Origin of the sequence: Janthinobacterium sp. 13 (assembly GCF_002749695.1) — a bacterium.
Classification (GTDB): Bacteria; Pseudomonadota; Gammaproteobacteria; order Burkholderiales; family Burkholderiaceae_D; genus Janthinobacterium; species Janthinobacterium kumbetense.
The window spans coordinates 2,213,519-2,232,474 of sequence record NZ_PEEQ01000001.1; the positions used below are offsets into that span (position 1 = coordinate 2,213,519).

16 protein-coding genes are annotated in these 18,956 nt (G+C 62.1%); 8 read left to right on the top strand and 8 right to left on the bottom strand.

The window, feature by feature from the left end:
* Positions 1 to 9: 9 nt before the first annotated feature.
* From dxs to CLU94_RS09705, 3 genes are read right to left on the bottom strand one after another with little or no spacing between them, the layout of a single operon-like run.
* On the bottom strand, positions 10 to 1,881 hold the full coding sequence (gene dxs / locus CLU94_RS09695; protein ID WP_099665486.1) for a 1-deoxy-D-xylulose-5-phosphate synthase: 1,872 nt from the start codon (positions 1,879 to 1,881) through the stop codon (positions 10 to 12).
* Positions 1,882 to 2,781: a polyprenyl synthetase family protein gene (locus CLU94_RS09700; protein ID WP_180278625.1), complete on the bottom strand. Its 900-nt coding sequence runs from the start codon at positions 2,779 to 2,781 to the stop codon at positions 1,882 to 1,884.
* 8 nt (positions 2,782 to 2,789) lie between these two features.
* Entirely contained in the window at positions 2,790 to 3,041 is a 252-nt protein-coding gene (locus tag CLU94_RS09705; protein WP_099665488.1) for an exodeoxyribonuclease VII small subunit, read from the bottom strand.
* 405 nt (positions 3,042 to 3,446) lie between these two features.
* On the opposite strand from CLU94_RS09705, the gene CLU94_RS09710 reads away from it, so the two are divergent.
* From CLU94_RS09710 to CLU94_RS09720, 3 genes are read left to right on the top strand one after another with little or no spacing between them, the layout of a single operon-like run.
* On the top strand, positions 3,447 to 4,547 hold the full coding sequence (locus tag CLU94_RS09710; RefSeq protein ID WP_092612841.1) for an aromatic ring-hydroxylating oxygenase subunit alpha: 1,101 nt from the start codon (positions 3,447 to 3,449) through the stop codon (positions 4,545 to 4,547).
* A gap of 57 nt (positions 4,548 to 4,604) precedes the next feature.
* Complete coding sequence (locus tag CLU94_RS28940) at positions 4,605 to 5,528, top strand: DMT family transporter (RefSeq protein WP_034784818.1); 924 nt, start codon at positions 4,605 to 4,607, stop codon at positions 5,526 to 5,528.
* Between the two features lie 12 nt (positions 5,529 to 5,540).
* Positions 5,541 to 6,392 (top strand): sulfurtransferase, encoded by an 852-nt coding sequence (locus tag CLU94_RS09720; RefSeq protein WP_099668242.1) that lies wholly within the window; start codon positions 5,541 to 5,543, stop codon positions 6,390 to 6,392.
* A 43-nt stretch (positions 6,393 to 6,435) separates the two neighbouring features.
* On the opposite strand, the gene CLU94_RS09725 is transcribed toward CLU94_RS09720, so the two are convergent.
* From CLU94_RS09725 to polA, 4 genes are all read right to left on the bottom strand, one after another.
* Positions 6,436 to 8,178: an ABC-F family ATP-binding cassette domain-containing protein gene (locus CLU94_RS09725; protein ID WP_099665489.1), complete on the bottom strand. Its 1,743-nt coding sequence runs from the start codon at positions 8,176 to 8,178 to the stop codon at positions 6,436 to 6,438.
* A gap of 276 nt (positions 8,179 to 8,454) precedes the next feature.
* Positions 8,455 to 9,213 (bottom strand): ZIP family metal transporter, encoded by a 759-nt coding sequence (locus tag CLU94_RS09730; RefSeq protein ID WP_099665490.1) that lies wholly within the window; start codon positions 9,211 to 9,213, stop codon positions 8,455 to 8,457.
* Between the two features lie 246 nt (positions 9,214 to 9,459).
* Entirely contained in the window at positions 9,460 to 10,344 is an 885-nt protein-coding gene (locus CLU94_RS09735) for a dienelactone hydrolase family protein (protein WP_099665491.1), read from the bottom strand.
* Between the two features lie 28 nt (positions 10,345 to 10,372).
* Positions 10,373 to 13,132, bottom strand: a complete 2,760-nt coding sequence (gene polA / locus CLU94_RS09740) for a DNA polymerase I (RefSeq protein ID WP_099665492.1) — start codon at positions 13,130 to 13,132, stop codon at positions 10,373 to 10,375.
* A gap of 304 nt (positions 13,133 to 13,436) precedes the next feature.
* Between polA and CLU94_RS09745 the strand changes: the two genes are divergently transcribed.
* The 3 genes from CLU94_RS09745 to CLU94_RS09755 all read left to right on the top strand — a co-directional run bounded on the left by CLU94_RS09745 (position 13,437) and on the right by CLU94_RS09755 (position 15,666).
* Positions 13,437 to 13,832: a hypothetical protein gene (locus CLU94_RS09745; RefSeq protein ID WP_070278239.1), complete on the top strand. Its 396-nt coding sequence runs from the start codon at positions 13,437 to 13,439 to the stop codon at positions 13,830 to 13,832.
* 83 nt (positions 13,833 to 13,915) lie between these two features.
* A complete protein-coding gene (locus CLU94_RS09750; protein WP_099665493.1) occupies positions 13,916 to 14,872 on the top strand; it encodes a homoserine kinase in 957 nt (318 codons plus the stop codon).
* Positions 14,873 to 14,874: 2 nt separating this feature from the next.
* Positions 14,875 to 15,666, top strand: a complete 792-nt coding sequence (locus CLU94_RS09755; protein WP_034784808.1) for a BPSS1780 family membrane protein — start codon at positions 14,875 to 14,877, stop codon at positions 15,664 to 15,666.
* A gap of 64 nt (positions 15,667 to 15,730) precedes the next feature.
* Here the strand turns inward: CLU94_RS09755 and CLU94_RS09760 are convergent, their stop codons facing one another.
* Positions 15,731 to 18,040: a UvrD-helicase domain-containing protein gene (locus CLU94_RS09760; RefSeq protein ID WP_099665494.1), complete on the bottom strand. Its 2,310-nt coding sequence runs from the start codon at positions 18,038 to 18,040 to the stop codon at positions 15,731 to 15,733.
* 114 nt (positions 18,041 to 18,154) lie between these two features.
* Here CLU94_RS09760 and CLU94_RS09765 point away from each other — a divergent pair, with 114 nt between their 5' ends.
* A complete protein-coding gene (locus tag CLU94_RS09765) occupies positions 18,155 to 18,427 on the top strand; it encodes a hypothetical protein (RefSeq protein ID WP_099665495.1) in 273 nt (90 codons plus the stop codon).
* The gene (locus tag CLU94_RS09770; RefSeq protein ID WP_099665496.1) at positions 18,424 to 18,948 is read left to right on the top strand and encodes a GNAT family N-acetyltransferase; all 525 of its coding nucleotides are present in this window, start codon (positions 18,424 to 18,426) and stop codon (positions 18,946 to 18,948) included. Before CLU94_RS09765 ends, CLU94_RS09770 begins: the two co-directional genes overlap by 4 nt.
* The last annotated feature ends 8 nt before the right edge of the window (positions 18,949 to 18,956 follow it).

The window sequence follows — 18,956 nt, forward strand, 5'->3', positions numbered from 1 at the left end:
CAAGCCAGCTTAGCTGACAGCTGCCAGGCGCGGCGGCTGCGTGCCGCCAAAGCGCTGCTCGATCGACGCAGCGATGCCGCTGGCGTCCAGGCCGACGCTTTTCAGCAATTGTACGGGGTCGCCATGGTCGATGAAGACGTCGGGCAAGCCCAGCATCAAAATCGGCTTGACGATGCCTTCCGCCGCCAGCGCCTCGGCCACGGCCGAACCGGCGCCGCCCATGATGCAGCCCTCTTCCACCGTCACCAGGTAATCGTGCTCGGCAGCCAGCTGTTTCACCAGCGCCACGTCGAGCGGCTTGACGAAGCGCATGTTGGCCACCGTCGCGTCGAGCTTCTCGCCCGCCGCCACGCTAGTCGCCACCATCGAACCGAAGGCCAGGATGGCGATGCGCTGGCCCTGGCGCTTGATCTCGCCCTTGCCGATCTCGATGCTGGTCAGTTCCGGCACGATGGCCACGCCCGCGCCGGCGCCGCGCGGATAGCGGATCGCGGCCGGGCCTGGGTAGTGGTAGCCCGTGGTCAGCATCTGCCGGCATTCGTTTTCGTCCGACGCGGCCATGATGACCATGTTCGGGATGCAGCGCAGGAACGCCATGTCGTAGTTGCCCGCGTGCGTGGCGCCGTCGGCGCCCACCAGACCGGCGCGGTCCAGCGCGAACGTCACGTCCAGGTTTTGCAGGGCCACGTCGTGGATCAGCTGGTCGTAGGCGCGCTGCAGGAAGGTCGAATAGATGGCCACGACGGGTTTCAAGCCTTCGCAAGCCAGGCCCGCGCCGAACGTCACGGAATGCTGCTCGGCAATGCCGACGTCGAAGTAGCGGGTCGGGAACTTCTGTTCGAACTTGACCATGCCCGAGCCTTCGCGCATGGCCGGCGTGATGCCCACCAGGCGCTTGTCGTGCGCGGCCATGTCGCACAGCCAGTTGCCGAACACTTCCGTATACGTCATCTTGGCGGGCGCCGTGGCCGGCTTGATGCCTTCGGCCGGGTTGAACTTGCCCGTGCCGTGGTACAAAATCGGTTCCGCTTCGGCCAGCTTGTAGCCCTGCCCCTTCTTGGTCACCACGTGCAGGAATTGCGGACCCTTCAATTGCTTGATATTTTGCAAGGTCGGGATCAGCGAATCGAGGTCGTGGCCGTCGATGGGGCCGATGTAATTGAAACCGAATTCCTCGAACATGGTGGCGGGCACGACCATGCCCTTGGCATGCTCTTCAAAGCGCTTCGCCAGTTCCAGCACGGGGCCGGGCAAGACGGACTTGCCGACGTTTTTCGCGGCCGCATAGAACTGGCCCGACATCAATCGCGCCAGGTGGCGGTTCAGCGCGCCCACGGGCGGCGAGATCGACATGTCGTTGTCGTTCAGGATCACCAGCAGATTGACGTCTTCCTGCACGCCCGCATTGTTCATCGCCTCGAAAGCCATGCCGGCCGTCATCGAACCGTCGCCGATCACGGCGATCGCGTGCAGCGGGTCGCCCTTGATCTTGGCCGCCTGCGCCATGCCCAGCGCGGCGGAAATGGACGTCGACGAGTGCGCCGTGCCGAAGGTGTCGTATTCGCTCTCGTCGCGCTTCGGGAAGCCGGAAATGCCGTCTTTCTGGCGCAGGGTGTGCATGCGCTCGCGGCGGCCCGTGAGGATCTTGTGCGAATAGGTCTGGTGGCCCACGTCCCAGACGATGCGGTCGTGCGGCGTGTTGAAGACGTAATGCAGCGCGACGGTCAGCTCGACCGTGCCCAGGTTGGACGACAGGTGGCCGCCCGTCTTGGAAACGGAATCGAGCAGGAAGCTGCGCAATTCCTGGGCCAGCGGCACCAGTTGCGAGCGGGCCAGCTTGCGCACTTGCGCTGGTTCATTGATGGTTTCTAACAGTTTCATTTATGCCTTCCGCTGCACGACCAGGTCCGCCAGCTCGCGCAAACGGCGTGCCTTGTCCCCGAATGGCGCCAGCGCCGCATGGGCGTCGCACCGCAATTGTTCTGCCAGGGCTTTCGATGGTTCCAGCCCCAGTATCGATACATAGGTGGGCTTGTTGGCGGCCGCATCCTTGCCTGCCGTCTTGCCCAGGGTGGCCGAATCGGCCGTCGCGTCGAGCACGTCGTCGACCACCTGGAACGCCAGGCCCACGGCGCGCGCATACGCGTTCAGCGCCGTCATGTCGTCCGCCGTCAAGTCCTTGCCTGCCAGCGCGCCGAGAATCACGGCCGCGCGCAGCAAGGCGCCCGTCTTGAGTTGATGCATCTGTTCCAGCTGCGGCAGGGTCAAGGCCAGGCCGACACTGTCGAGGTCGATCGCCTGGCCGCCGCACATGCCGGCAGAACCGGAGGCGTGCGCCAGCAGCTTGATCATGGCCATTTGCCGCGCGGGAGGAATCGCCGCGCCATCGGCCAGCAGCATGAACGCCTGCGATTGCAGCGCGTCACCGACCAGCAGGGCCGTCGCCTCGTCGTAGGCGATGTGCACGGTGGGCTTGCCACGGCGCAAGGCATCGTCATCCATGCAGGGCATGTCGTCATGCACGAGCGAATACACGTGAATCATTTCCAGCGCGCAAGCAGCGCGCGCGAGGGTATCTTGATCGGCATCAAACAGTTCGCCAGCCGCCATCACCAGCAGCGGGCGCACGCGCTTGCCGCCGCCCAGCAGCGCATAGCGCATGGCAGCGTGCAGCTTGTGCGGCACGGCGTCCGCCGCCGGCAGAAACTGGTCGAGCCGGCCTTCCACGCCGGACTGGGTGCTTTGCATCCAGTCGCCGAAGGTGACGCTGTCTTGTTGCATGCTGGCCATCATTGGGCGGCCTCGCCGGCATCCACGAACGGTTTCAACATGTCGCCTTCGAGTACTTTCACCTGCGCTTCGACACTGTCGAGCTGGGTCGCGCAATACTTGACCAGTTCCGAGCCGCGCTGATACGCCGCGACCGATGCTTCCAGCGGCAACTGGCCCGCTTCCATTTGCGTTACCAGCTGCGCCAGTTCCGCCATTGCCTCTTCAAACGAGGCCGGCACTGCGGCAGCGGCAGTTAATTTCTTCGACATAGACTCAGATCTCTTCGTGGCACGAGGGGCTTGTAGGGAGACGCCGGGGATTCCCGGCCAGCATAGAAGCGTTATTTTAGAACAAACCACACTATTAAGTGAAAACTAAAGCGCAATCGACGCGCTCAAAGTCAATAGCGTTGCCAGCTTGTCAGTAGATTTTAGCCGAATCGCCCCTCTGCGCCGGAAATTGCGCGCCAAATGACAATGTTTCTCATTAAAAGCCTATTTGCCGGGGGGTTTTGATAATGCCGAGGCCGATCCGCGCTATAATCGCCGGTTCTGTCCGAAATACCGTTTCAACAAATTTGAATTCAGGTCTTTGCGGATTCTTTCTCTCTGTAGCGGTTGCCCAGGGAATGGCCTGGGGCACTGCTGACCGTTGTACATTTATGGGGGGTTGGGATGTCCGATCTGGCTACTCACGCCAAGCTGGCGCGCTCAAACGCGCAACTTCCGGTCCACGTCTATTTTGACGAAACGCTGTTGCAGCGTGAAATGCAACAATTGTTCCAAGCCGGCCCGCGCTATGTCGGGCACGAGCTGATGGTGCCGGAAACCGGCGATTTTGCGACCCTGGCGTCTGAGAACGAAGGGCGCATGCTCGTGCGCAACGCCAATGGCATCGAAGTGCTGTCCAACGTGTGCCGCCACCGGCAGGCGCTGATGTTCAATGGCCGCGGCAATGCGAACCATATCGTCTGCCCGCTGCACCGCTGGACCTACGACCTCAAGGGTGAACTGATCGGCGCGCCGCATTTCCCCGAGACGCCGTGCCTGAACCTGTCAAAAACGCCGCTGCAAAGCTGGAATGGCTTGCTGTTCGAGCAAAACGGCTACAACGTGATGGAAAAATTGAAAGATTTGTCCGTCTCGAAAGACCTCGATTTTTCCGGCTACATGTTCGACCACGTGGAAATCCACGAGTGCGACTACAACTGGAAGACTTTCATCGAAGTCTATCTGGAAGACTATCACGTCGAACCGTTCCACCCGGGCCTGGGCAGCTTCGTCAGCTGCGACGACCTGCGCTGGGAATTCGGCAAGGATTACAGCGTGCAGACGGTGGGCGTGCACCGCGGCTTGCAGCAAGCCGGTTCGCCTGCCTACAAGAAATGGCAAGAGCAGGTGCTGCAATTCCGCGGCGGCGAAGCGCCGCCGTATGGCGCCATCTGGCTGACCCTGTATCCGAACATCATGGTGGAATGGTATCCGCACGTGCTGGTCGTCTCGACCCTGTGGCCCGACGGCCCGCAAAAGACGCGCAACGTGGTGGAGTTTTATTACCCAGAAGAAATTGTGTTGTTCGAGCGCGACTTCGTCGAAGCGGAACGGGCTGCCTACATGGAAACCTGCGTCGAGGACGATGAAATCGCCCAGCGCATGGATGCGGGCCGCAAGGCCCTGATGGCGCGCGGCGTGAGCGAAGTGGGTCCTTACCAGTCGCCGATGGAAGATGGCATGCAGCATTTCCACGAGTGGTACCGCAACAATATCGAACTGTAATCCCTCAAGGGCCGCCTCGTGCGGCCTTTTTTTATCCCCGCGTTTTTCAGGAATCAGATGCAATCTCTTTGGATGCTGTTTGCAAGTTTCATGTTTGCCATCATGGGCGTGTGCGTCAAATTGGCGTCGGACATGTATTCGACGTCTGAAATCGTCATGTATCGCGGCATCATCGGCATGACCGTCATGAGCTGCACGATTTTGTACCAGGGCGGCAGTTTTAAGACCACGATGCCGGGCCAGCATCTGTGGCGCGGCGTGGTGGGCGTGATCGCCCTGTGGCTGTGGTTTTATGCGATCGCCATCCTGCCGCTGGCCACGGCCATGACGCTCAATTACATGGCGCCCATCTGGATCGCCGTGATTTTGCTGGCCGGCGGCTGGTGGAAGGCGACGCAGCAGGTCGAGTGGCCGCTGGTGGCGGCGATCGCCATGAGCTTTGTCGGCGTGACCCTGCTGCTGCAACCCGTGTTCGAAACGGACCAGGCGGCCGGCGCCATCACGGCCTTGATTTCCGGCATGTTGTCAGCCCTCGCCTACCTGCAAGTGCGCAAGCTGGGCTTGCTGGGCGAACCCGAATACCGGGTCGTATTCTATTTCTCGGTCGTCAATTTCCTCGCCGGCGTGATCGGCCACGTGGCCAGCGCCGGCGGCGGCCCCGTCGTCTGGCATGCGCACACGAGCGGCTACGGCATCGGCTTGCTGGCCGCCATCGGCCTGTGCGCCACCATGGCGCAGATGGCCATGACGCGCGCCTATCGCCTGGGCAAGACCCTCGTGGTGGCGAATCTGCAATACACGGGCATCGTCTTTTCCAGCTTCTGGGGCGTGGTGATCTTTGGCGACCTGTTCGACTGGCATGGCTGGGCCGGCATCGGCATCATTCTCGCTTCCGGCATCGCGGCAACCTATTACAATACCCGCAACACGGCCCGTGGCGCGGCGATCGCGCGCACGGATCCCATCGCCAGCGAAGTGTAAGGAGTCATGACCTTGTATACGACCTTGATCAACAGCAATGATTTGTCCAGCCACGTGAATGACAGCAACTGGGTCATCCTCGATTGCCGCCACGACTTGCTCAACCCGACGGCCGGCAGCGATGCGTTTGCCGCAGGCCACATCCAGAACGCCCAGTTCGCCGATATCGACACGGCCCTGTCCGGCCCCAAGACGGCGCGCGGCGCGGCCTTCACGGGCCGGCATCCCTTGCCCGACCGCAACGCCCTGCTGGCCACCCTGCGCGGCTGGGGCATCGATGACGACACGCAAGTGGTCGCCTATGACGGGCAAGGCGGCATGTTCGCCGCCCGTTTGTGGTGGCTGCTGCGCTGGGTCGGCCATCCAGCCGTGGCCGTCCTCGACGGCGGCCTAGCCGCCTGGCAAGCACAAGGCTTGCCGCTGGTCACGCCCGTGGCGCCCCGCCCTGCCGGCAACCTCACGGAAAAAGCCAGCCTGACGCGCACGGTCACCGTGCAAGACGTCATCGCCAACCTGGAAACCCGGGCCTTGACGGTCATCGACGCGCGCGCCCCTGACCGCTACCGGGGCGAAAATGAAACCATCGACCCCGTGGGCGGCCACATCCCCGGCGCGAAAAACCGTTTCTTCAAGGATAATTTACAAGCAGATGGCCGTTTCAAAGGCGCCGAGGAACTGCGGCGCGATTTCAGCGCATTGTTTGATGCACCGCAAGCGGCCATCCTGCAATGCGGCTCCGGCGTGACGGCTTGCCACAACTTGCTGGCCCTGGAAGTGGCCGGCTTGCCTGGCGCGGCCCTGTATCCGGGCTCGTGGAGCGAATGGTGCGCGGATCCGGCGCGGCCCGTGGCGACGGGTAACTAAAAAAAAGCGGACCTCGGTCCGCTTTTTTATGCGCTGTGGGTAACTACGACGTTATCCCCAGCGCTTGATTCAAGCGTTCCAGTTCCGCCTGCCACGCCTGCTGGCAGGCCGGCTTCTGGTGGCGCGGTTTTCTCGCCAGGTCTTCCGCCAGCAATTGCTCCAGTTCACACAAGCGTTCCAGCTGCACGTCGACGTCGGTTTGCGCTGGCGCAAGCGCAGCCGTTTCCACGCGCGGCGCGGACGCCGGCGCTTGCCCATCCTCAAGACTCAGCCGTGCATACGCGCTGGCTGCATCGGGCCACTCTTCCAGCCCGCCATCGGCCATTACCCAGTAACGGTTGCACGCCGTCTCGATCAGGTCGCGGTCGTGCGACACCAGCAGGCAGCCCCCTTCGAAGCCCTGCAGCGCCAGCCCCAGCTCCGCCTTGCCCTGCATGTCCAGGTGGTTGCTGGGCTCGTCGAGCAGCAGCAAGTGATAACTGGCCAGCGACAGTCCCAGGAACAGCAGCCGCGCCCGCTCGCCGCCACTCAGGGTGGCCACCGTCTGGCCATGGCGCGCATACGGGAAACCGGCCGCTATCAACGCCTGCTTGCGCGCCACCTGGCTGCGCGCAGCCTCGTTTTGCACGGCGAACGGGTACAGGGCGTCGGACAGGTCGGCCGTATCGGCCAGTTGCTTGAGCGACTGGTCGTAATAGCCGATGTTGGCCGCCTTGTGGTAGCGCAAGTCCGCACGTTCCTCCTGCGCCTGGATCGCTTGCCAGCACAGGCGCAGCAGCGACGACTTGCCGCTGCCGTTGGCGCCCAGCAAGGCGATACGGTCGCCCGGTTTCAGCCACAGCTGGCCGACCTGGAACAGCACGGGAGACGTAGGCACGGCGCGCACGTCCAGGCCATCGAGCGCCAGCAGCTGGTCGGCCGCCAGCGCCTTGCCGCGCAGACTCAAGCGCCACGGCGCGCCATCGCTGACGAACGATTGCTCATCCTTCAACTTGTCGATGCGCCGCTGCATGGTCTTGGCCTTGCGCGCCAGGTCTTCATTGTCATAGGTGCGGCCCCACAGGGCCAGGCGGGCGCTGCTGGCAGACAGGCGGTCGATTTCCTTCTGTTCGGCCGCATGCCGGGCGGCGGCGGCTACGTCCGCCTCGGCCAGCGCCGCCAGCGCGGGGCCGCACGGCAAGTCGAAATCGTAGAGGCGGCTATCGCGCAAGATCCAGCTGCGCGTGGCCACGTTGTCGAGCAAGCGCTGGTCGTGCGAGACGAGGATGAAGGCGCCGCGCCAAGCCAGCAGGAATTGCTCCAGCCACAGCAGCGACGGCAAGTCCAGGTGATTGCTCGGCTCATCGAGCAGCAGCACGTTCGGCTCTTGCAGCAGGGCACGCCCCAGCAGCAATCGCGTGTGCTGGCCGCCGGACAGCGAATGCACGGGCACTTGCGCCGTATCAACATCAAAGCCCAGTTCGGCCAGCAGGCTGTCGACCCGCCAATGCAGTTCCGGCTGCTCCAGCACGGGCGCCAGCAAGGCGTCGTACAGGCTCAGGCTGGCAAGTTCCGCGGGCAAGTGCTGCTCCACGTGCTGCAAGCGGCAGACACGGGCATAGTGGATGGTGCCGGACGTCGCTTCGCGGGTGCCGCTGAGCAATCCCAGCAAGGTGGATTTGCCGCAGCCATTGTGGCCGATCAGGCCGATGCGGTCGCCCTGGCGCAAGGTAAAGGCGAGTTCATTGAAGAGGAAACCGTCGTGGGTATCCAGTTGTAAAGCTTGTGTCGAGATCAGGGTAGTCATGGCTCTTGTCTTTGTTCGGGATGCAAGCATCCGCGTTAACAGGAGCGCTAACGACAACGGAGTACCAGGAAAGGACTCGTCTGGGAGGGTGACTTTGCTCTGGCCAGGTTATCGCAGCGCGATAGAACGTGGGCAAGAGCTGGCAAATGCGCTTAAAGAGCGTGCGCGCCATACGGCGAGCAACAAGTTTTCTTCCATGATATTTTCCTCCTTTCTGTGCAAGTTAGTCAGAAAGGCAATATAGCATAGGTAGCACTGCGCCGGCAGTGCCGGACATCAACCGCCGTGGCGCTTATGCGTCAGGAACAGCACGATGCACACGCCCAGCGCGATCAGCAGCACTTGCGGGATGGTTTCGCGCAAGGTGGCGCGGCGCTGCATCTGCGGCATCAGGTCGCTCAAGGCGATGTAGATGAAGCCGGATGAGGCAAACACGAGCACGTAAGGAATCAGGTTGCTGGCGCGGTCCAGGGTGAAATAGCCGAGCAAGCCGCCCGCCACCGCCATCAGGCTGCACAGCAGATTGAAGATGTAGGCGCGCAGGCGCGAGAAACCCGCGTTGAGCAGCACGATGAAGTCGCCGATTTCCTGCGGGATTTCATGCGCGATGATGGCCAGGCCCGTGACCAGGCCCAGCTTCGGGTCGGCCAGGAAGGCGGCGGCGATCAAGATGCCGTCCGTAAAGTTGTGCATGCCGTCGCCCACTAAAATCATCCAGCCGGACTTGCCCGCTTCGTGCTTGTCGTGGCCGTGCGCATGGTGGTGGCCGTCGCCTTCGTGGTGGTGCGAATGGCGCAAAATCGCGAATTTTTCCAACATGAAAAAGGCCAGCAAGCCCGCCAGCAAGGTGGCGAACAGGCTGCGCGGGTCCGCCTGCGATTCGAACGCTTCGGGCAAGGCGTGCAGCAGGGACGTCGACAACATGATGCCGACGGACAAGCTGACCATGCGCTCGACCACTTTGGAGAGGAATGCAAACGAAAAGATCGCCGCCGCGGTAATGCTGAACACGCCCGCGATCGTGGTCGCGAGCAAAATGGATATAAGGACGGGATCGATGATTTTCTTACCTCAAAATGGCGCCGGGTCACTGGCGCCCGCGATGCTGGCGTCTGGCCTGATGAATGCGTTGTTATCTATTGTTTAATTTTTTGCGCGTCTGGCGGCAGCGTCGCGCGATGAAGATGCAATTGTACTGCATTGGCGCGCACCGGACATTTTACAGCCCGGTACGGCTTTCACGTCAATTTCTGGAAAATGCGGTATTTTTCTGTTGCGGCATCACGCCACGCCGTGCTTTTTGAACCAGGCCAGGCAACGCGCATAACCGTCTTTCGCATCGGCCGCCACATAGCTGGGGCGGTAATCGGCATTGAAGGCGTGGCCCGCATCGGGATACACGACAAACTCGGATTGGTTGCCGCCCTTGGCCAGCGCATCCTTCATCTTGCCGATCGATTCCTGGCTGATGCCCGTATCCTTGCCGCCATACAAGCCCAGCACAGGGACTTTCAGGCTGGCGGCGATATCGATGGGGTTGCTCGGCTGCAAGGCAGTCGGTTCGCCGACGAGGCGGCCATACCAGGCCACGCCCGCCTTGACGGCCGGATTGTGCGCCGCGTACAGCCACGTGATGCGCCCGCCCCAGCAAAAACCCGTGATGCCCAGGCGGCTCGTGTCGCCGCCATTCTGTTTCGCCCATGCAACCACCGCATCGAGGTCCGCCATCACTTGCGCGTCCGGCGTCTTGGCGATGATGCCCTTCATTAAATCGGCAATGCTGGCCACCTTGGTGGCATCGCCCTGGCGCACGAACAGGTCGGGCGCCAGCGCCAGATAGCCCTGCTTGGCGAAGCGGCGCGCCATGTCGGCGATATGTTCATGCACGCCAAAGATTTCCGAAATGACCAATACCACGGGCAAACCCGTCTTGCCTTCCGGCTGCGCCGCATACACGGGCACGGCCTGGCCATCGACCATCACCGACATGCTGCCCGTGACGAGTCCGGCGGAATCCGTCTTGACGACGTTTTGCGCCGCCACGGGCAGCACGGCCACGGCAAAGCCCGTGCCCAGCGCCACCTTCAGGAAACCACGCCGGCCGTCAGGCCCGGACAAGCTGCTTTGGCCCAGCAAACTTTCACAATCGGTGATCATGTCGCTCATGCGTTTCTCCTGAAAATGTTGCGTTTAATTAATGCGCTTCGTCCCAGTTCTTCCCAATTCCCACCTCGGCCGTCAGCGGTACTTTCAGCGCAGCCACGCCGGCCATCAGTTCCGGCAGCTTGCGCTTGACCAATTCCAGCTCGGCGTCCGGCACTTCCAGCACCAGTTCATCGTGCACCTGCATGATCATCTTCGTCTGCAAGTTGTCCGCTTCCAGCCAGCCTTGCACGGCGATCATGGCCAGCTTGATCAGGTCGGCGGCCGTGCCCTGCATGGGCGCGTTGATCGCCGCCCGTTCCGCGCCCTGGCGGCGGGGGCCGTTCGGCGAATTGATTTCCGGCAACCACAAACGGCGGCCGAACACGGTTTCCACGTAGCCGCGCGCCTTCGCTTGCTGGCGCGTGTCTTCCATGTACTGTTTCACGCCGGAAAAACGGGCAAAGTAGCGGTCGATATAGCTTTGCGCGGCCGTGCGGTCCACGCCCAGATTACCGGCCAGGCCGAATGCGCTCATGCCGTAGATCAAACCAAAGTTGATGACCTTGGCGTAGCGGCGCTGTTCGCTCTGCACTTCCGCGGCCGGCACGCCAAAGATTTCGGCGGCCGTGGCGCGGTGAATGTCGATGCCGTCGGCAAACGCGCGCAGCATGGCTTCATCGCCCGAGATGTGCGCCATGATGCGCAATTCGATCTGCGAATAGTCGGCCGAAACGATGTGGCTGCCCGGCGGCGCAATAAAGGCTTCGCGGATGCGCCGGCCTTCCGCGCTGCGGATGGGAATATTCTGCAAGTTCGGGTCGTTCGACGCCAGGCGGCCCGTGACGGCCACGGCTTGCGCATAGTTCGTGTGCACGCGCCCCGTCGTGACGTTGATCATCTTCGGCAACTTATCGGTATACGTCGATTTCAGCTTGGCCATGCCCCGGTATTCGAGCAGCACCTTGGGCAGCGGATAATCCTCGGCCAGCTTTTGCAGCACTTCTTCATCCGTCGACGGCGCGCCCGTCGGGGTTTTCTTGACCACCGGCAGTTTCAATTTTTCAAAGAAAATTTCACCGATCTGCTTGGGCGAGCCTAGATTAAACGGCTGCTCGGCCAGCTCATACGCCTTCTTTTCCAGTTCGAGAATCTTGACGGCCAGCTCGGCCGACTGGATGTTGAGCAATTCATCGTCGATCAGCACGCCGTTGCGCTCGATCTTTTGCAAGACCACGGCCGTCGGCATCTCGATCTTTTCATAGATGAAGGTCAGCTTCTCATCATTTGCCACATTGCCCCACATGGCATTGTGCAAGCGCAAGGTGACGTCCGCATCCTCGGCCGCGTATTTCGCCGCCTGCTCCACTTCCACCTGGTTGAATGTGATCTGCTTGGCGCCCTTGCCGCACACGTCCTCGAACGGGATGGTCGTGTAGTTCAAGTGGCGCAGGGCCAGGCTGTCCATGTCGTGCTTCTTGTGCGATTCGAACACATACGATTCGAGCAGGGTATCGTGGGCGATGCCGCGCAGAATCACGCCGTGATTGGCGAAGATGTGGCTGTCATACTTGAGGTTCTGCCCCAGCTTGGGCTTGTTCGCATCTTCCAGCCATGGGCGCAGCTTCGCCAGCACGTGTTCGCGCGTCAACTGTTCCGGCGCGCCCGCGTAATCGTGGGCCAGCGGGATGTAGCAGGCGGCGTGCTCTGCCACGGAGAGGGAAATGCCGACCATTTGCGCCGTCATCGGTTCCAGCGAGGTGGTTTCCGTATCGACGGCCGTCAAGGCCGCCGCATCGATCAGCGCGATCCATTTGTCCAGCTGCTCATCCGTCAGCACGGTTTCATACACGGCTTCCACTGCTGGCGCGGCATCGGCAAACATGTCGCCCGTCGTATTGGCGGCAGCGCCGCCAGTTGCCGGTGCGCCAACGGGGGACATCGGCGGCGGCGTGGCGCCCAGTTCGCGCAGCAGGGCCTTGAAGCCGTAGCGCTGGAAGAAGGCCAGCAGCGCTTCCTTGTCTTCGTGTTTCGCCACCAGTGAGTCGGCGATGGTCGTCATGTGTTCGGACAAGTCGCAATCGGTCTTGACGGTGATCAAGGCGCGCGCCTGCGGCAGCCATGGCAGGGCCGTGCGCAGGTTTTCACCCACGGCGCCGCCCACCTTGGCCGCGTTTTCCATCACGCCTTCCAGGCTGTCGTACAAGGTCAGCCATTTGACGGCCGTCTTCGGGCCGCATTTCGAGACGCCCGGCACGTTGTCGACCGTATCGCCGATCAGCGACAAGTAATCGATGATACGGTTGGGCGGCACGCCGAACTTGACCAGCACGGCCGCTTCATCGAGCTTTTCATTGCTCATGGTATTGATCAGGGTCACCTGGCTGTTGACCAGCTGCGCCAGGTCCTTGTCGCCCGTCGACACCACCACGTCCATGCCGGCGGCGGCCGCCTGCACGGCCAGGGTGCCGATCACGTCGTCCGCTTCCACGCCGTCGACCATCAATATCGGCCAGCCCATGGCGCGCACGGCTTCGTGGATCGGTTCGATCTGCAGGCGCAGGTCGTCCGGCATCGAGGCGCGCGTGGCCTTGTATTCCGGATACATATCATCACGGAAAGTTTTGCCTTTGGCATCGAAAACGCAGGCGATATAGGCGGCCGGGTAGTCGGCGCGCAGGCGGCGCAGCATGTTGACCATGCCGTGCATGGCGCCCGTGGGATAGCCGTCCGGGCTGCGCAGATCGGGCAGCGCATGGAAGGCACGATAGAGGTAACTGGAACCGTCGACTAACAGCAGGGTGTTTTGCATAATGCCAATAAAATAAGGTGGGCCGCGCCAGCCGGGAAGAAACAGCGGCAGGCGGGCGGAATATCGCCCAATTATCGCAGAGTTTAGGGCCGCGCCACCGGCCGCAACGCCTGCCGCTTCCGGCGTTTTTGCCACCCTGGCGGCCCCGTGCGGGCGCGCGGGCCGCCGCCGCCAGCCATTTAGGCACATTAATCAGCCGTATTAAACAGCATTGCCTACCAGTTTGTTACAATGCCTTATAGATAAATTGACGGCATTACACTACTGCACGCGCTGCAGTCCCTCACATGGAAGCGAACCCATCATGATGCGTACATCGACACTCTGGACATTCCTCGCCCTGCCCCTGCTGGCATGTTCGGCCATCGCCAGCGCCCAGACGCCGGCCAAACCGAGCGACGCGCCGCCACAACTGGAACGCATCGAGGAAATGGGCGAAGCGCCCATCACCGTGGCACCGGCCGCGGCCAAGCAGCAGATTACCGAAAAACGCGAAGCGGGCGTGACGTCCGAAGTGAAAGTGACGAGCGGCGGCAGCACCTATTACATGAAGCCGGCCGCCGGCGGCGACCAGGCCCACAGCGGCGCCCTGCGCGGCCCGCAATGGAAAGTACTGGAATTTGATCTGGGCAAGAAGAAACAGAAACAACGCGACGAAGAGGCCGCGGACGCGCCAGCGCCGCCCGCACCAGCGAAGTAAGCAGCCACTCTCTTCTGCCCTGCCCCGGCCACCTGCGGGGCAGCCGGCTTTTTTTGACCTTTTAGACCATTCCTCTCTTTCCCATGGCAGTTTTTACCGCGCTACACCTGGACGATATCGGCCAGTGGATCACGCAATTTCCACTCGGCAAACCTCTGGCGCTCAAGGGCATCGCGTCCGGCATCGAGAACAGCAATTTCTTCCTGAGCACGGAGCGCGGCGAGTATGTGCTGACGATCTTTGAAAACCTCAGCTTCGAGCAATTGCCGTTTTATCTGCAACTGATGCGCCATTTGGCGGACCGGGGCGTACTGGTGCCGGCGCCGATCGCCAATGCGGACGGCGAACTGGTGACGGCCTTGCAAGGCAAGCCGGCCGCCATCGTCAGCAAACTCGACGGCAGCTCGCAGATGGCGCCGCAAGCCGTGCATTGCGCGGCCGTGGGCGCCATGCTGGCGAAGATGCACCTGGCGGCGCAGGATTTCCCCCTGCAACAGCCGAATCTGCGGGGCCTGAACTGGTGGAACACCACCACGCCGCTCGTCCTGCACCACCTCGACGATGCCAAAGCCCATTTGCTGCGCGCGGAAATCCACTTCCAGGACGCCTTTGCTGCCTGCGATACGTATAAAGCCATCCCGCGCGGTCCCGTGCATGCCGACTTGTTCCGCAACAACGTCATGTTTGACGGCGAACAACTGACGGGCTTTTTCGACTTTTACTTTGCCGGCTGCGACACCTGGCTGTTCGACGTGGCCGTCACCGTCAACGACTGGTGCGTGGACCTGGCCACGGGCGTGCTCGACACGGCAAGAGTGCGCGCCCTGCTCGACGCCTACCGGGCCGTGCGTCCGTTTACGCATGAAGAACAGACGGCATGGCAACCGATGCTGCGCGCCGCCGCGCTGCGCTTCTGGCTGTCGCGCCTGTACGATTATTACCAGCCGCGCGAAGCGGAAATGCTGACCCCGCACGATCCCACGCATTTCGAACGCATTCTGCGCGAACGTATCGCCACACCTGCTCCGGAACTGTTTTAAACATGGAAAAATTACCTGCAAGTACAGGTTGGCAATGGGTGAAACAAGGCTTCGCCCTGTTTCGCAAGCAACCTGGCGGCATGTCGATGCTGTTTCTCGGCTATATGTTCTGCATGCTGGCCGTCAGCATCGTGCCCGTGCTCGGCCAGATGCTGCCCGTCATCCTCGTCCCCGTCTTTTCCGTCGCCTTCGTGCAAGGCTGCCTGAACATCGACCAGGGCAAGCGCGTCTTGCCCAGCCTGTTGATCTCGGGCTTCCGCAAGCCGGCCTTTCCTTCCCTGTTCGGCCTGGGCGTGCTGTACATCCTGATGGCCATCGTGGCCATCGGCGCCTCGACTTTGGTGGACGACGGCTTGCTGTGGCAACTGGTCACGGGGCAATTGACGGAAGAAGCGGCGCGCACCGCCATCCCCGAATCGCGCCTGGGCCTCGGCATCCTGCTGGCCATCGTGCTGTACGTGCCGGCCGCCATGGCCTTCTGCTTTGCCGCACCGCTGATCTACTGGAAACAAACCGGGCTGGGCAAGGCGCTGTTCTTCAGCTTTTTCGCCGTCTGGCGTTCGCTGTCGGCCTTCATCGTCTTCGCCGCCACCTGGTTCGCCATCAGCGTCGTCACCAGCCAGTTGCTGGCCGTCATCTTTGGCCGCACGCCGCTGATGATGCAACTGATGATGCCGCTGTCGATGATCTTGACCATCATCATGCATTGCTCGTTCTACGCCGCCTACCGCCAGATCTTCGGCTTGCCCGTCGATGAGAGCAAGACGGTGTCGCTGGACAAGCCGAACGACTGATTTTCACGCCGCATGAAAAAAGGGCAGCCTGCGCAGGCTGCCCTTTTTTATGGCCGCTCGTGTCTCAACGCCCCAATCGCTCCAGCTTGGCGATGCCCAGGTCGAGCACCTTCATGCCGTGCTGGCCGAAGTTGATTTGCGCGCGCGCATTGCCGCCGCCGCCTTCGATATTGACGATCACGCCTTCGCCGAACTTGGCGTGCGCCACGGATTCGCCGATGCGCCAGCCGCCACCCGTGGCTTTTTGCGCGATCTTTTGCGCAATCGCATTGTCCGAACCCAGGCTGGCCAGCTTCGGCGCCTCGTCCCAGGCCGACTTGCGGTTGCCGAACCAGTTCGCCTGCACCTTCGGCGACAGCCATTTCAGCGATTCTTCCGGCAATTCGTCGAAGAAGCGCGACTTCATGTTGTAGCGCGTCTGGCCGTGCAGCATGCGCGTCTGCGAAAAGCTCATATATAAGCGCTTGCGCGCGCGCGTGATGGCCACGTACATCAGCCGGCGTTCCTCTTCCACGCCATTGTCTTCCTTCGAGCTGCTTTCGTGCGGGAACAGGCCCTCTTCCAGGCCGGTAATGAACACGTTGTCGAATTCCAGGCCCTTGGCCGAGTGCACCGTCATCATCTGCAGCGCATCCTGGCCCGCCTGCGCCTGGTTATCGCCCGCTTCCAGCGACGCGTGCGACAGGAAGGCGGAAAGCGGCGACATCACGGCCGGCAGCGGCGCATCGGCGTCCAGGATTTCGATGCCATCCTGGTTGACGACGGGCGCGCCCGATTGCGCCTGGGCGGCTGGCCCCAAATGCGCGGGTGCGCCCTGGCCAAAACCTTCTTCGGAAATGAACTGGCTGGCCGCGCTGACCATCTGCTCCAGGTTCTCGATGCGGTCGGCGCCTTCCTTTTCATTCTGATAATGTTGCAGCAAGGTACTCGCTTCCAGCACCACTCTGACCATTTCCGGCAAGGACAATTGCTGCGTTTCGAAACGCACGCCTTCGATCAGCTTGACGAAGCCGGCCAGCACGCTGCCCGCCTTGCCCGCCACATACGGCACGGCCGCATACAGCGAAATGCCGTACTGTTCCGACGCGGCCTGCAATTGCTCGATCGAGCGCATGCCGATGCCCCGCGTGGGGAAATTGACCACGCGCAAGAAAGCCGAATCGTTGTGCGGATTGTCCATCAATTGCAAATAGGCAATTGCGTGCTTGACCTCGGCGCGCTGGAAGTAGCGCTGGCCGCCATACACGTGGTACGGAATCGCGGCCGAGAACAGCGCGTGTTCGATCACGCGCGACTGCGCATTCGAGCGGTACAAGATGGCGATTTCACTGCGCGACGCGCCATCGGCGATCAGGCTTTTCGCCTCTTCGATGATCCATTGCGCTTCCTGCAAGTCGGAACTGGCTTCATACACGCGCACCTGCTCGCCATGGCCCGCGTCCGTGCGCAGATTCTTGCCCAGGCGCTTGCTATTGTTCGCGATCAATACGTTGGCGCTGTCGAGGATGTGGCCGTGCGAGCGGTAGTTCTGCTCCAGCTTGATCAAGTTCTTCACCTGGAACTCATGCTCGAAGGCACTCATGTTGCCCACGTTGGCGCCACGGAACGCATAGATGCTCTGGTCATCGTCGCCGACGGCAAACAGGGCGCCGCCATCGCGGCTGCCGTGGCCGGCCAGCAATTTGAGCCAGTTGTATTGCAGGTTATTCGTATCCTGGAACTCGTCCACCAAAATATGGCGGAAACGCGCCTGGTAGTGTTCGCGCAAGGGCTGATTGCGGCTGAGCAATTCATACGTGCGCAGCAGCAATTCCGCGAAGTCGACGACGCCTTCGCGCTGGCACTGGTCGTCGTACAGCTGGTACAGCTCGACCATCTTGCGCTCGTGCGCGTCGTACGCTTCCACATCCGTGGCGCGCAAGCCCTGGTCCTTGGCATTGTTGATGAAATACATCACCGTCTTCGGCGGGAATTTTTCATCATCGATATTGTTTGCCTTCAACAAACGCTTGATCACGGACAATTGATCCTGGGAATCGAGGATCTGGAACGTTTGCGGCAAGGCCGCGTCGCGGTAGTGCGTGCGCAGCAAGCGGTTGCACAGGCCGTGGAAGGTGCCGATCCACATGCCGCGCGTGTTAATCGGCAGCATGGCCGACAGGCGCGTGAGCATTTCCTTGGCGGCTTTGTTGGTAAACGTCACGGCCAGGATGCCGGGCGGCGATACCTGCTGGGTCTGGATCAGCCACGCGATGCGGGTGGTCAGCACGCGGGTCTTGCCCGAACCGGCGCCTGCCAGGATCAGCGCATGCTGCGCCGGCAAGGTGACGGCAGCCAATTGTTCGGGATTGAGGTTGTGAAGAAGATTTTGCATGCCGTGATTATACCGGCATGGCTAAAAATACTGTGCATTTGTCCAGCGGTCGCGCCGGATTCGCCGCGTGCGCGCTACAATCGGCATCACTGCACAGCTGATGAAAACATGCCCATGACACCTCCCAGCCACCTCGACGGCGCCCGCGTACTGGCCTGGGCCTGGTCCGACTTGCCTTTCGGCCATGTTGCCGCTGAAGATGGCGCCGCCCCCATCGCCATCCACGGCCTGGCCGTATGCCGCTACGGGGACGAAGCGCAAGTCTACCGTTTCAGCTGCGACGCGCGCTGGGACACGGTGCAGGATGAGGCATATGCCAGCGAGGACGACGCCAGGCAGTTGCCGGCGCAATACCGCGCCGTGGCCGCCGCGTGGCATACGCCGTGAAGTACGCCATCCGCACAGCCAGCAGCGCCGACCTGCCCCTGCTGGCCCAGGTCGAGCGCAGCGCCGCGGCCCTGTTTGCGCAGGCCGGCCCCGGACTGGCGTGGCTGGCGCAGGGAGAACCCTTACCATTGAGCACCTTACAGGCGCTGCAGCGCGAGGGCGGCGTATGGGTGGCCGCCGATGAGCACGCTGCGCCGGCAGGCTTCCTGGCCGCCGAACCGCTCGACGGGCAACTGTTCATCGTGGAATTGTCCGTTGCCCTGCCGCATCAACGGCAGGGCGTGGGCGCGCGCTTGCTCGACGCGGCAGCGGCCCATGCCCGGGCGCAGGGCTGCGCCGGCCTGACGCTCAGCACGTATCGCCACCTGCCATGGAACGCACCCTACTATGCGCGCCATGGTTTCAGCGAAATCGGGGCCGCGGCGCTGGGCGCAGGCCACGCGCTCAAGCTGGCGCGCGAAGCGCAGGACGGACACGATCCGGCGCTGCGCTGCCTGATGCGCAAGCCACTGGCCTGCTAATTGAGCAC